Annotated in this window: 14 protein-coding genes; all 14 read right to left on the bottom strand. The window is 64.5% G+C overall.

Annotated features, from left to right (window positions below):
- The coding region (locus IC50_RS01470) for a cation diffusion facilitator family transporter (RefSeq protein ID WP_035699609.1) at positions 1-547 on the bottom strand (547 nt) is incomplete at its 3' end.
- Between the two features lie 185 nt (positions 548-732).
- The gene (locus tag IC50_RS01465) at positions 733-1,701 is read right to left on the bottom strand and encodes a zinc-binding dehydrogenase (RefSeq protein WP_035699607.1); all 969 of its coding nucleotides are present in this window, start codon (positions 1,699-1,701) and stop codon (positions 733-735) included.
- A 25-nt stretch (positions 1,702-1,726) separates the two neighbouring features.
- Positions 1,727-2,722 carry an NAD(P)H-dependent flavin oxidoreductase gene (locus IC50_RS01460; RefSeq protein WP_035699605.1) on the bottom strand — a complete coding sequence of 332 codons (996 nt, stop codon included), beginning with the start codon at positions 2,720-2,722 and terminating at the stop codon, positions 1,727-1,729.
- A gap of 369 nt (positions 2,723-3,091) precedes the next feature.
- Positions 3,092-3,742, bottom strand: a complete 651-nt coding sequence (locus IC50_RS01455; protein ID WP_035699604.1) for a hypothetical protein — start codon at positions 3,740-3,742, stop codon at positions 3,092-3,094.
- A gap of 56 nt (positions 3,743-3,798) precedes the next feature.
- A complete protein-coding gene (locus IC50_RS01450; RefSeq protein WP_193374073.1) occupies positions 3,799-3,996 on the bottom strand; it encodes a hypothetical protein in 198 nt (65 codons plus the stop codon).
- A 544-nt stretch (positions 3,997-4,540) separates the two neighbouring features.
- Positions 4,541-5,329, bottom strand: coding sequence for a fumarylacetoacetate hydrolase family protein (locus IC50_RS01445; RefSeq protein WP_085973520.1), 789 nt, complete (start codon positions 5,327-5,329; stop codon positions 4,541-4,543).
- Positions 5,326-6,345: a 2-dehydropantoate 2-reductase gene (locus IC50_RS01440; protein ID WP_035699602.1), complete on the bottom strand. Its 1,020-nt coding sequence runs from the start codon at positions 6,343-6,345 to the stop codon at positions 5,326-5,328. The genes IC50_RS01445 and IC50_RS01440 overlap by 4 nt, the downstream gene beginning before the upstream one ends.
- 97 nt (positions 6,346-6,442) lie before the next feature.
- Entirely contained in the window at positions 6,443-6,871 is a 429-nt protein-coding gene (locus tag IC50_RS01435; RefSeq protein ID WP_035699617.1) for a CBS domain-containing protein, read from the bottom strand.
- Positions 6,872-7,045: 174 nt separating this feature from the next.
- Complete coding sequence (oxlT, locus tag IC50_RS01430) at positions 7,046-8,368, bottom strand: oxalate/formate MFS antiporter (protein WP_035699615.1); 1,323 nt, start codon at positions 8,366-8,368, stop codon at positions 7,046-7,048.
- A gap of 259 nt (positions 8,369-8,627) precedes the next feature.
- A complete protein-coding gene (oxlT, locus tag IC50_RS01425; RefSeq protein WP_035699601.1) occupies positions 8,628-9,917 on the bottom strand; it encodes an oxalate/formate MFS antiporter in 1,290 nt (429 codons plus the stop codon).
- A gap of 407 nt (positions 9,918-10,324) precedes the next feature.
- Complete coding sequence (locus IC50_RS01420) at positions 10,325-11,824, bottom strand: tripartite tricarboxylate transporter permease (RefSeq protein ID WP_035699600.1); 1,500 nt, start codon at positions 11,822-11,824, stop codon at positions 10,325-10,327.
- A gap of 43 nt (positions 11,825-11,867) precedes the next feature.
- Positions 11,868-12,353: a tripartite tricarboxylate transporter TctB family protein gene (locus IC50_RS01415; RefSeq protein WP_035699599.1), complete on the bottom strand. Its 486-nt coding sequence runs from the start codon at positions 12,351-12,353 to the stop codon at positions 11,868-11,870.
- An 86-nt stretch (positions 12,354-12,439) separates the two neighbouring features.
- Positions 12,440-13,447: a Bug family tripartite tricarboxylate transporter substrate binding protein gene (locus tag IC50_RS01410; protein WP_035699597.1), complete on the bottom strand. Its 1,008-nt coding sequence runs from the start codon at positions 13,445-13,447 to the stop codon at positions 12,440-12,442.
- A gap of 461 nt (positions 13,448-13,908) precedes the next feature.
- Entirely contained in the window at positions 13,909-14,046 is a 138-nt protein-coding gene (locus IC50_RS42305) for a hypothetical protein (RefSeq protein WP_193374072.1), read from the bottom strand.
- Positions 14,047-14,060: the final 14 nt, after the last annotated feature.

Below are 14,060 nucleotides of genomic sequence, written 5' to 3'. Positions count from 1 at the left end.
CGGCTGCCGCCGCGTCGCCCCACCAGAAGCCGAGGGCGGCGAGGACCAGGCCAGCGATCACGGCCAAGGAGCCCATCACGTCGGAGGCGAAATGCAGCGCATCCGCTGCCAGCGCCTGGCTCCTGGTCTCGCGCGCGGCGCGATGCAGGGCACGGGCGCGCCAGAGATTGACGACGATGTCGATCACCAGCACGACGAAGGGGACGGCCGAGATGGTCGGCGGCGGGGTTCCCTCGCTCAGCCGGCTATAGGCCTCGACCAGGATGCCGCCGGCCAGCACGTAGAGCAGGGCGGTAACGCCGAGCGCGGAGATGCTTTCCAGCTTGCCATGGCCGTAATGGTGCTCGTCGTCCGCGGGCTTGTCGGACACCCGCACCACCGCCCAGGTGATGATGGTCGCGACGAGGTCGATCGAGGAATGCAGGGCTTCGGAGATCAGCGCCAGCGAGCCGATCGCGATCCCGACCACGAACTTGGCCGCCGCCATGCCGCCGCTGGCGAAGATCGAGATCGCGGCGACCGAGGTTTTGCTGTGCTGGGAGGTCATGGCGGGGATTTAGCAGCCCAGGGGTGAACATCAAGCGACGATCCACAGCTGTAGTCGCGAGTGAGTTGCAGGAGCGTGACCACAACCCGTCATGCCCGGGCTTGAATCGGACAGCCGTGGGTCAAGCCCGGCCATGACGACGGAGAGAGGAGTGCGCTGTCAGTCTCGCTATCCCGTCATGCCGCTCACACCGTCACCACGATCTTCCCCAGATGCTTGTTCGCCTCCATGTGCGCGAACGCCGTGTCGATGTCGTCGAACGAAAACACCTTGTCGATGGGGAGCTGCAGCTTTCGCGACTCCACCGCGCCCCAGATGTCCTTGCGGACCTCCGCAAAAATCTCGCGGACCTCCTCGATGGTGCGGGTGCGGAAGGTGACGCCGACATAGTCGATGCGGCGGGCCGCATGCAGGTCGAAGTTGAAATCGGCATGGGTGCCGCCGAGCCGGCCGACATTGACGATGCGGCCCCTGACCTTCGTCGCGGCGAGGTTCTGGCTGGCGACCTTGCCGGAGACCTGGTCGACGATCAGGTCGACGCCTTCGCCGTTCGTGGCCTTCAGCACCTCGTCGACCCATTTCGGATCGGAGCTATCGACGGCGAGGTCGGCGCCGTACTCCTTCAGCCGGCCGCGGCGATAGGCGTCGGTCGACGAGCCGATCACGAGCCTGGCGCCCTTGAGCCTGGCGATCTGCATCGCCATCAGGCCGACGCCGGAGCTCGCGCCCTGGATCAGCACGCTCTGGCCCGCCTGCACCCCGCCGACGGTGACGACGGCGTTGTGCATGGTCGCGAGCGCGACGGGGAGGGTGGCAGCCTCCTCGAAATTCATGTTCGAGGGTGCGTGGAACAGCCGGCCGTGATCGGCCAGCGTGTATTCGGCAAACGCCGCGCCGCCCGATCCCATGATGCGGTCGCCGACCTTGACGCCTTTGGCCTCCGGCCCGAGCTCGGCGACTTCACCGGCCCATTCCATGCCGAGCACGGTGCCGACGCCGCCGGCCGCGCCATGGGCGTGTCCCTTGCGCATGCCGGTGTCGGCGCGGTTCAGTCCGCAGGCGCGGACGCGGACCAGCACCTGCGTGCCCTTAGGCTTTGGTTGAGCGACGTCGGAAATCCGAGCCCCATCAGGACCGTAGACGTAAGCCTTCATGCAATACTCTCACGACTTCCAGTGATTATTCCGCAGCTTCGCGTTGCGGCTGAACGATCATGCCTTCGAGCCGGTCGCAGATAATCGCCTCTGCTTCGCGCACGATGCGGGTGACGAGCTCGGCGCAGGTCGGGATGTCCTGGATCAGGCCCTGGACCTGGCCGGCCGACCAGATGCCTTCGTCGGAATTGCCCGTGGCATAGACCATCTTGCCGCGGGCGCCGGCAACGAGCTCGCGGATGTCCTCGAACTTCGCGCCTTCCTTCTCCATCGCGACGACCTTGGTCGAGACCGCGTTCCTGGCCACGCGAGAGGTGTTGCGCATGGTGCGGAAGATCAGCTCGGTCTCGCGCTCGTCATTGGCGACGATCTTCTCCTTGATGAGCTGGTGGATCGGGCTTTCCCTGGTGGCCATGAAGCGCGTGCCCATGTTGATGCCGTCGGCACCCAGTGCCAGCGCCGCGACGAGGCCGCGAGCATCGGCAAAGCCGCCCGAGGCGATCATCGGTATCTTGATCCTGTTGGCGGCGGCCGGGATCAGGATCAGGCCGGGGGTGTCGTCCTCGCCGGGGTGGCCGGCGCATTCGAACCCGTCGATCGAGATGGCGTCGACGCCCATGCGCTCGGCCGAGAGCGCGTGGCGCACGCTGGTGCATTTGTGCACGACCTTGACGCCGTGCTTCCTGAACTCGTCGACATGCTCCTGCGGCTTGTTGCCGGCGGTCTCGACCACCTTGATGCCGCTCTCGATGATGGCGGCGCGGTATTCGGCATAAGGCGGCGGCTTGATCGCGGGCAGGATGGTGAGGTTGACGCCGAACGGCTTGTCGGTGAGGTCGCGGCAGCGCGCGATCTCCCTGGTCAGGTCCTCCGGCGTCGGCTGGGTCAGTGCGGTGATGAAGCCGAGCGCGCCGGCATTGGCGACCGCGGCCACCAGCTCCGCGCGGCCGACCCACTGCATGCCGCCCTGCACGATCGGGTGCTCGACGCCGACGAGTTTGGTGAACCGTGTCTGCAACATGGATGTGTTTCCCCCTGGGTGGCCCGCGGGCTCTGTTGTCGGTTGATGACGGGGAGGATGCCGCCGGAGATGGCAAAAGTCTATCAGCGGGGCGTGCGGTGGGGGCAAGGCGTCATGCGGGCGGCGGGGATGATTCCGTGACGCGGATAATTTCGGTGTGCAACGACCACATGGGGCGGCGCCACGTGATCTCTTGTCCCGGACGCGCTGCAACGCTCTTCAGTGGCGGCGCTGAGCCGGGACCCACGTAGCCGCGGATGCTCTGATCGATGGGCCCCGGCTCTGCAGCGCACCGTCAAAGAGACGCCGCGCTGCGTCCGGGGCACGGACAAGCAATATGCAGTAACGCAATGGCGGGCTGGCGCACTGCTACTCCGCCGACAGCCGCACCATCTGGCGGCCGCCGTTCATTTCCTTGAGGCGGTTGACGAAGTTTTCCGGACGTTGCCAGCGGTTGGGAACCTCCAGGCCCATGAACTCGGCGATGTCGCCGATGAAGCCGGTGCAGTTCATGGTCTCGGCGTTCCAGACCGGCGAATTCGCCTGCAATTTCTTGATGTAGGCGAATACGCGCTTGGCGTCCGCTTCGTTCAGGTAGACCCGATAGCTCGCGGTCAGATATTCCGGATCGAGATCGCCGTAGCTCGCGCCGGTCTCGGACGGCACAAAAGTGATGTGACCGAGCACGTAAGCAAGCGTGTCGCCGGCCGGCGTCAGGCCGGCGACCTCGACTGCGCGCTCGCTGGTCTTGCCATACCAGACGAAGGCATGGCCCCAGCTCGCGGCGGTCCGCGCGCGGAAGTCGACGTAGTAGGGGCCCTTCTCCGCGCGCGCGACGGAGCGCCGCGCCGATGGCGGCGCCGGTCGCGAGGCGATGTCCGGCGCCGCGAGCGCCTTCGCATCGGCAACGCGCCTGTTTGCCTCGTGGGCCGAGGCCGAGGGCGTCGTGCACGAGAGCATAGCCGCAAGAGCGAAGCCCGCGAGGATGCAGGATCCCGATCGATCAGCGTTGTTCGTCACGCGGTACCCCTCGACTATCGGCCGCTACGCAGATTCTGCGCGTATTTCATCGCGCCTCAGTAGCGCGCTGCGACCGGGCCGGGCGCCTTGCCGATCGGGGCCTTTCCAACCGGGCTCTTGCCAATCGGCATCTTGCCGATCGGCGCCTGCTCGGCCGGATAGGCCGGCACGGGCTGCCGGCGCGGCAGATCCGCAGCGTTTGCAGCCGTCACCAGAGCAAGCGAAGCACCCAGAGCAAGTACAGTCTTTTTCACAGCGATACCCCTAGAAGGTTTGGTCCAAACACGGTCATGCCGTGCCCCCAGACACGCCCCACAGAAGGGCGGCCGAATGCGTCCAAGTTGCGGCGGGCGCGGGACATGTTGGCGGCATATGTCTGGCGCGCGCAGATGTGATGTGTCCGGATGTTTCGGGGCGTGACGTCTGCGATTTCGTAGGGAGGGGGCTTTGCGGATCGTCCGTTCGCGCAGCACCGGAATTCCAGCAGCGCCAGGCGCTGCGCGCGAACGCGAGGTGACGTGCGCATGCCTGCGCCGGCTCGCTTGGACCAGGGCCAGCCGCCTGCATCAAAAAACGAACCAGTGCGCCTCCGACTATCGTTTCCCGAGGAAGTTCGAGCGGATCCTGTCGGCGAACCACACCACGAAAATTGCCGCGAACGAGAGAGCGAAGTACAGGGCCGTCCACAAAAGCGCATTACCGGCATTCGTCATGGCGTCCTCCCTTTGCAGGGGGAAGGATACCGGTGGCCGCGACGGCCGATTTGCGCCGGATCAATTTTGTTGCGCTGCGGGGCGGTTACAGCCGAAACTCGTTGGTCAGTTCGCCGATGCCGTCGATCGCGACCGTCACCGTGTTCACCGGCTCCTTCATCACGCCGACGCCGACGGAGGTGCCCACCGCGATGAGGTCGCCGGGGAGCAGGGTCATGTCGTGGGAGATCCTGCTGACCAGCTCCTGCGCGCTGAAGATCATGTCCGAGATCGGATAGTTCTGCCGCTCCGCACCGTTGACGATGGTGCGGACCACGAGCCTGGCCGGATCGAGGCCGGTCGCGATGACCGGACCGAACGGGCCGTAATCGTCGATGCCCTTGGCGCGGGCCCATTGCGGGAAGGTGGGGTCGCGCGTCAGAATGTCGTTGGCGGTGATGTCGTTGACGCAGGTGTAGCCGAAGATGAAGCTGTCGGCTTCTGTCGCCGACACGCGCGCGCAGGTCCTGCCGATGACGATGCCGAGCTCGCCCTCATAGGTCGTCTTGCCGTCGTAGCAGGAGGGGCGGCGGATCACGGCGCCCGGCGTTGTGATGCTGGTGGTGGCTTTCAGGAGATAGAGCGGCTCCGACGGCTCGGGCTGGTTCAGCTTAGCCGCGAGCGCATGGAAATTATTCCAGAGCGCGACGATCTTGCCGGGCACGCAGGGCGCGAGCAGCTCGACTTCCGACAGCGCCAGCGTCTTGTCGGTCGCGGCATTGCGGCCGAACATCTCGCCTTCATGCACGCTGATGCCTGACGGGCTTAGCGTGCCGAAGCCGGCCGCACCATTGTTCCGGAAGCGGAGCCACTTCTTTATCTCGCTCCCCATCATGCCACCGCCAGTGCGCGCGGATCTGATGGCGTCGAGACCCCGTCATAAAGGCCGGCGACGCGGGCGCGCTGGGTCACCATCGCCAGCACTGAATCGAGCGCGGGCGTCGCGATTCCGGTAAGGCGGCCCATCTCCTGCACCACGGTGACGAGCGGATCGATCTCCATGGGGCGGCCGCGCTCGAGATCCTGGAGCATCGAGGTCTTGTGCGCGCCGACCTTGCGGGCGCCCTCGATGCGGCGCTCGACGTCGACGCGGAATTTGACGCCGAAGGACTCGGCGATGACTTGCGTCTCCACCATGATCGCCCGCGACAGTGCACGCGTCGCCGGATCGGTGCAGATCACATCGAGCGTTGCATGGGTCAGCGCGCTGATCGGGTTGAAGCAGACATTGCCCCACAGCTTCAGCCAGATCTCGTCGCGGATGCGGTCGAGCACCGGGGCCTTGAGCCCCGCGGCGACGAACAGGTCGGCAAGGCGCTGCACGTCCGATGTGGTTTCGCCGGAGGGCTCGCCGAGCGGGAAATTGCTGCCGTAGACGTGACGGATCACGCCGGGCGCCTCGATCTCGGTGGCGGGATAGACGATGCAGCCGATGGCGCGCGCGGCGCCGATCTCGCGCCACTGCCGTCCGCCGGGATCGATGCTCTCCAGCGTCGAATTCTCGTATTGGCCGCCGTGCTTGTAGAAGTACCAGTAGGGAATGCCGTTGACGGCCGTGACGATGCGGGTGTGGGGCCCGAGCAGCGGCTGCATCTTCTCGATCACGCCGGTGATCGAATGCGCCTTCAGCGTAATGACGATGTAATCCTGCACGCCGAGTTCGGCGGGATCGTCCGTGCAGCGCGGATGCACGGTGTGCTTCTCTTCGCCCGCGAGCAACGTCAGGCCACGATCGCGCATCGCGGCAAGGTGCGCGCCACGTGCGACCAGGCTGACATCGGCCCCCGCGCGCGCGAGCTGAACCCCGAGATATCCGCCGATTGCGCCGGCGCCGTAGATGCAGATCTTCATGAAATCCTCGCGGGAGACCGGAATTTTGGGCGAAAGATCCGGTCCGGCTCGAACGGGTCCGAGCCGGCCGGTAGTCGCAGGGGAAGGATGCCGCCTGTCAGGCTGCCGCTTGCGGCGCGCCGTTGAGCGCCTCGTCGACGGCAGCGGCGATGTCGCGCATGCTGATGACGGAGACGAGGCTGTAATCGTCGATCACGGGCAGATGGCGGATGTGATGCCGGTTCATCAGATGGCGGACGTGCTCGATCGGGTCGGAGGAGGTGCAGGACACCAGCTGCTGGACCGAGACGAGCTGCGAGACCTTGACGCTGACGGCGTTCGCGCCGTGCTCGGCGACGGCGCGCACCACGTCGCGTTCGGTGAACATGCCGACCGCGGTGTTGCCCTCGGAGCGGACCACGTCCTTGACCACCAGCGCGCTGATGTTGTTGGCGCGCATCAGCTTGGCCGCGATACCCACCGTCTCGTTCATACGCACCGTGACAACGCGCGGCGTCTTCTTGCGCAGAATGTCTCCGACCAGCATTGCAACCTCCTTGGGTGAACGATGCGGAAGTGTGGTATACATTATGCCAATCGTCAAGCGCTGAATTTGGGCGATCCGAAAAATCTTGCGGCAGGAACGCTGACGTTTGTCGCCGGCCAAAAAGAAAGGGGCGCATCGCTGCGCCCCTTTTCTCTTCGTGAAGGCGTGTCGTTGCTACGCCGTCTCGGTCTTGGCGCTGCCGGTCGCGGCCTCAGTGCTCTCGGCTTCCTTGCCGAGGATGAAGGAGCGGCGCAGCGGCTTGATTACGAACAGCGCCATCAGCGCCGCCGTTGCGTTCAACGCCACCGCGACCACGAACACGGCTTTCCAGCCATATGCCGCCGAGATCACGCTTGCGAGCGGGACGAGCAGGGAGGCCGTGCCCTTCGCGGTGTAGAGCATGCCGTTGTTGGTGGTTGCGAACTTCGAGCCGAAGGTGTCGCCGCACGTCGCAGGGAACAGCGAGTAGATCTCGCCGAACACGCCGAAGTAAACCGCGGTCGCCAGCACGAAGACGATGGGGATGTGACCGTAGGCCGACAGCGTCAGCAGCATCAGCGCGGCGGTGCCGAAAGCGATGAACATGGTGGGCTCTCGGCCGATCGTGTCGGAGACGAAGCCGAAGAAGGGCCGGCCAAAACCATCGAAGATGCGGTCGAGCGAGATCGCGAAGGTCAGCGCCGCCATCTGGAATCCTGCGAGCGTCACCGGTGTATTCGCGATCTTGTAGTCGTGCGCGATGGGGCCGATCTGCGCCGCGGTCATCAGCCCGCCCGAGGCGACCATGACGAAGACGAGATACATCACCCAGAAAACAGGGCTGCGCAGCACTTGCGGCGGAGTGAAGTCGATCTTGGTCTGCGGCAGATTGAGTTGCTTCTTCCTCGGCGGGATCGAGATCCGCGGCGGCTGGATGAAGAAGGCGAGCACGAACACGACGAGGCCCTGGCCGATGCCGAAGGTGAGGAACGCGTGCTGGTAGCCGCTCGATGCGATCATGCTCGCGATCGGCACCACGGTGAGCGCGGCACCGGCGCCGAAGCCGGCGGCGGTCGCACCCGCCGCGAGGCCGCGACGGTCGGGAAACCATTTCAGCGCGTTGCCGACGCAGGTGCCGTACACCGCGCCCGCGCCGATGCCGCCGATGATTGCCGCTGCGTAGAGCAGGGTGAGGCTATCGGCGTAGGAGTTGAGCGCCCAGGACAGCGCGATCATCGCGCCGCCGAACATGACGACGATGCGCGGGCCGTACTTGTCGACGAACCAGGCCTCGACCGGTACCAGCCAGGTCTCGGTGACCACGAAGATGGTGAAAGCGAGCTGGATCGCTGCGCGCCCCCAATGATGGGCGGCGTCGATCGGATCGACGAACAGCGTCCAGCCATATTGCAGATTGGCGATCATCGCCATGCAGACGATGCCCATGCCGAGCTGGAGCCAACGGAAACCGGTGCGAAGCGGTGCGGCGGTGACGGCGCCATCCGGGCTGGAAATCATCAGAACCTCCCAATGCGCCGGTCTGCTGCGCATCAGTTTGCCAAGATGACCTGATGTCGCAAATATTGTGTCTTATCGTCGCAGGCGCTGCCCGGAGATTGGTATACGATATCCCAGATTGCAAGCCCTATCTTCGCTTCCCGTTCACAAAATGCGGCGGGTTCGGTCCGTATCCGGAGAATCGCGGCGGTCTTCCGCCAAACGAAAACGCCCGGCCGCGGGGCCGGGCGTCGTGCTCGCGTGAGCTGTGGCGGAGCGGTCAGATGGTCGATTTCGCGACCACGACCTTGCGCCAGGGTTTCAGCACCGCGATCGCCAGCAGCGAAGCCAGGATGTTGGCGCCGGCCGCGATGATGAACACGCTGTCCCAGGTGCCCGACGATTGCTGCATGTAGTTGGCGATCGGCACCAGAAGCGCGGCGGTGCCCTTCGCGGTATAGAGCAGGCCTGCATTGGTGGTCGCGAACTTGGCGCCGAACGTGTCGGTGCAGGTCGAGGGGAACAGCGAGTAGATCTCACCCCAGGCGAAGAACACGAAGCCCGAGAGCAGCACGAACCAGATCGGATCGTGGCCCCAGAGGTAGAGCATCCAGATGCCGACACCTTCCATGCCGAAGGCGATGAACATCGTGTTCTCGCGGCCGATCATGTCGGAGATCCAGCCGAAGAACGGACGCGTCAGGCCGTTGAGCACGCGATCGATCGTGGCCGCGAACGTTACCGCCGTCATCGTCACCGCCATCAGCGTGACCGGCACGTTGTCGACCTTCCAGTCGGCCGCGATCGGCTTCAGGTTTGCGGTCACCATCAACCCGCCGGCGCCGACGATCACGAACATGAAGTACATCAGCCAGAAGACCGGCTGACGCAGCACCTCGGTCGGCTGATAGTTGCGCCGGGTCTGCAGCAGATTGGCGTTCGCAACCACGTTCGGCACCTGGCCCGCTTTCGGCGCGAGCAGGAAGAAGGCGAGAATGCAGATGACGATACCTTGCCCGAGGCCGAAATAGAGGAAGGTGGTCTGGAAGCCGCTGTCCTTGATCATGGCCTGGATCGGCGCGACTGTCAGCGCAGAGCCCGCACCGAAGCCCGCGGCGGTGATGCCGGCGGCAAGACCGCGCTTGTCCGGGAACCATTTCAGCGCATTGCCGACGCAGGTGCCGTAGACGGCGCCGGCGCCGATGCCTGCGATGATCATGCCGAGATAGTAGCCGTTGAGCGAGGTGGCCTGCGCGTTGATCGCCCAGCCGATGGCGCAGAGCACGCCGCCGACCAGCACGACCACGCGCGGTCCGTATTTGTCGACGAACCATCCTTCGACCGGCACGAGCCAGGTCTCGAACAGCACGAACAGCGTGAAGGCCCATTGGATCGAGGCGCGATCCCAGCCGAACTTTTTCTGGATGTCAGGGACGAAGAACGTCCAGCCATATTGGTAGTTGGCGATCATCACCATCGCCGCCACGCCGATCGCCAACTGCGCCCAGCGATAGGCATCGCTTACGCGTGCGGCACTGGGGGCCGCCGCCGACTGCACCATGTCCGTCATTAAAAACCCTCCCGAATGCGCCGATCATTTTTATGCATGCGCTGCCCGCATCCTGGTATTCATTATGCCAAGATTCAAGCGGAGGACGGGAGGTGCGGCGAAATAACGCGGGCGTGTTCACATGCGCCATGAGTGCGGGATTGTAAAGCCCCAATCGCCGCCGGCGCGCCGGCGGCGATGGCGGCCGAGCTCATTCAAATAATTGATTCAGCGAACACTTTCGTGCCGTCACGGCGTTGCAAGACCGCTGTTGAAAGCCCGCACGCTTTGAGAATTTTCCACGCGTGCGCTGGTCGCGCCAGCCGAGGCGCGGTCCGTCAACGACCACGCATTCCTGGAATTCTATATTCCAGAAGTCCGACCTGCGGCAATTTGGCGTCGGCGGCGCCGATTGCGCAGGTGGCACCTCACGCCATCGACGTGCGCAGCCGGCTATAGCCTTCCTGGATCGCGGACCAGAACAGGGCGACCAGGCCGAGCGCCATGATCGTGCTGACGAGGCCGTTGGAGAAGAACACCCCGAGCGATCCCTGCGATCCCAGCAGCGATTGGCGGAAGGCTTCCTCGGCCTTGTCGCCGAGCACGATGGCGAGCACCAGCGGGGCGAGCGGGTAGTTGCACTTCTTCAGGAGATAGCCGAGCACGCCGAACACCAGCATCAGCATCACGTCGAAGGTGCTGTTGTGTACCGAATACGCGCCGATCGCACAGAGCACCAGGATGAGCGGCGCGATGATGCCGAAGGGCACGCGGAGGATGGCGGCGAAGAGCGGCACGCAGGTGAGCACGACGAGGAGGCCGGCGAGATTGCCGAGATACATCGATGCGATCAGGCCCCAGACGAATTCCTTCTGCTCGACGAACAGCATGGGGCCGGGCTGCAGGCCCCAGATCAACAATCCGCCGAGCAGGACGGCGGCGGTCGGGGAGCCGGGCACGCCGAGCGAGAGCATCGGCAGCAGCGCGGAGGTGCCCGCGGCATGCGCGGCCGTCTCCGGCGCGATCACGCCCTCGATCTCGCCCTTGCCGAAATTGTTGCCGCGTCGCGCCAGGCGCTTGGCGATGCCGTAGCTCATGAAGGAGGCCGGCGTTGCGCCGGCGGGCGTGACGCCCATCCAGCAGCCGATCAGGCAGGAGCGCAGCGAGGTGATCCAATAGGCCGGCAACTCCCGCCAGGTCTGCAGCACCACGCGAAGGTTGATGGTGGCGTTGCCGCCGCGGAACGCCAGCCCTTCCTCCATGGTCAGCAGGATCTCGCCGATGCCGAACAGGCCGATCACGGCGATCAGGAAGTCGAAGCCGTTGAGCAACTCGGTGACACCGAAGGTCAGCCGCAACTGTCCGGTGATCGAATCGAGGCCCACCGCCGCGAGCGCAAAGCCCATCATCATGGCCGCGATCGTCTTGAACGGCGGCTCCTTGCTCAGGCCGACGAAGCTGCAAAAGGCGAGGAAGTACACCGCGAACTTCTCCGCCGGACCAAATCGCAGTGCGAAGCCCGCGACGAGGGGCGCGACCAGCGTGATCATGATCACGGCAAACAGCGCACCCACGAAGGAGGAGGTGAAGGCTGCGGTCAGGGCTTCGCCGGGTCTGCCCTGTTGCGCCATCGGATAGCCGTCGAAGGTGGTCGCCACGGACCAGGGCTCGCCGGGTATGTTGAAGAGGATCGAGGTGATGGCGCCGCCGAACAATGCGCCCCAATAGATGCAGGACAGCATGATGATCGCCGAAGTCGGCGGCATGCTGAAGGTCAGGGGCAGGAGGATTGCGACGCCGTTGGCGCCCCCTAACCCCGGCAGCACGCCGATGATGACCCCGAGCGTGATGCCGATGATCATCAGCATGATGTTGTAGGGCTGCAGGGCGACCGCGAAGCCGTGAAACAGATTGGCCAACTCTTCCATATCGACAGGTCCTGCAGCAGTGACGGAATTGACGGCGCAACTCTTACAGACCGAGCCATTCCTCGAACGGACCCTTGGGAAGCGGGACCAGGAACCAGCGCTCGAAAACCAGATAGGTCAGGACCGGCATGCCGACCGCGACCGCGATAGTCGTCAGCCAGCGATAGCCGCCGAGCCAGCGCATGAACCAGGCGATGAACACCATCGAGGCGACGTAGAGGCCGATGAACGGCATCGAGCCGACATAGATCGCCGTCGGCACGACGACGCTCATGACCTGGCGCAACTGTCCCCATGTTGCGAACAGCCGGCCATCGTCGTCGCGTCGCGCTCTCCAGAGATTGATGGCGCTCGCACCGACGATGGTGGCGCCGACATAGAAGGGGAAGAACCCGGCGCGCGGGCCCTCCGCGCCCCAGTTGATGCCGGCCTTCAGGCTGCCATAGATCGCGACCAGGCCGAACATGCCGATCAGCAGCGCCATGCCGATTTCCAGCGTCTTGTGTGTCGGGCCGGATCGTTCAGTCATGGGACCTCCAGGCGGAAACGAAGTCTTTTGCGGTCGCGGCAGGCCAGAGGACGACGAGCGTCCTCAGCCGTCGTCGATGTCGCGGCTCAATTCGGCGATGCGAGGAAGCCGGCTTCCTTCATCAAGCCTTCGTGGCGCTTCTCCTCGGCCTCGATCCACTTGGCGTAGTCGGCGCCAGTCATGAAGGTCGTGTTGAAGGCGCCGTTCTTCATGAACTCCTGCCATTCCGGCGTGGCGCGCACCTTCTTGAACAGCTCGACGTAGTATTCGACCTGGTCCTTCGTGGCCCTGGGCGACATGAAGATGCCGCGCAGCATGAGATAGTCCATCGCAAGGCCTTGCGACTTGCAGGTCGGAATATCCTTCCAGGCCTTGCCGTCGGCGATCGGTTCGTCATACGCCATCGGCTGGGCGTCGAAGACGCAGAGCGGACGAAGCTTGCCGCCGCGCCATTGCGCGACCGCCTCGATCGGATTGTTGACGGTCGAATCGATGTGATTGCCGACGAGCTGGACGGCGACTTCGCCGCCGCCCTTGTAGGGGATGTAGGTGAACTTCGCGCCGACCGCCTTCTCGATGCCGACCGTGATGATCTGGTCTTCCTGCTTGGAGCCGGTGCCGCCCATCTTGAACGAGCCGGACGGGGCCTTCTTCGCGGCGTCGACGTAATCCTTGACGGAGTTGTACGGCTTTTCTGCATTCACCCACAGCACGAATTCGTCGAGCGCCAGCATCGCAACCGGAGTCAAATCCTTCCAGTTGAACGGAATCCCCGTGGCCAGCGGCGTCGTGAACAGGTTCGAGAGCGTGATGATGATCTTGTGCGGATTGCCCGACGACGTCTTCACATCGAGGAAGCCTTCACCGCCCGCGCCGCCCGCCTTGTTGATGACGACCAGCGGCTGCCTCATCAGGTTGTGCTTGGTGACGATGCCCTGAATGGTGCGTGCCATCTGATCGGCGCCGCCGCCGGTGCCCGCGGGCACGATGAACTCGACCGGACGGACCGGCTCCCAGGCAGCACGGCTTGCAGTGCTGCTGGCGCACGACACCGCGATTGCCGCCAAAGCGACATTCAGAACGAATGGCTTCATTTGTTTCTCTCCCTGTCGAACCCTCAACGCAGCCGCTCTTCGTCGACTTGCGTCAGCCCATCTCGATTCAGATGCCTGGTGTCATCCTTGCGGTCGATCTCCCATGGCAATCCCGATAGAAACTGTATGAGCAGGGGCAGGGCGCGGCATCCGCTCCTTTCGGCTAAGATCCCGCCAAGGTTCGAGGCAAATGTGCCCCTCTGCCGTTCCCGCCTTGCGTTACGTTTCCCCGCCTTACACTTTGGATTGTGCAACCGTTCTTGCTTGTCCAATGGTATGCGCGATGCCAGCGAACAGACAATCGGATCGGCGGTCGGTCCGGCGGACGAATTGTCGCAGTTGTGGTCGGAAGCCAGGCAGGGAGGCAACAGAAAATGGCCCCGAACATGCGGGGCCATTTGGTTGAACCTGGCGTCTGCGGGGTCTGTCAGCCCACCGTTTGGCGGGCGGACCAGGCTTTCCTACAGGCCGAAACGCGGCAGGTCGCCGTTGTGATTGGAAATCTCTGCGCTCGCCATCAGGAAGCTGTCGATCGCGGCCATCAGGCGGGCGAACAGAGAGGAGGAGGAGGCGAGAGCGACGGCAGCGGTCTTGGACATCGGAGATCCCTTTC

The sequence above is a fragment of the Bradyrhizobium genomosp. I (2014) genome, from assembly GCF_000261685.1.
Taxonomy (GTDB): domain Bacteria; phylum Pseudomonadota; class Alphaproteobacteria; order Rhizobiales; family Xanthobacteraceae; genus Bradyrhizobium.
The sequence above is the reverse complement of the archived record's forward strand: the minus strand, read 5'-3'. Positions and strand labels throughout refer to the sequence as shown.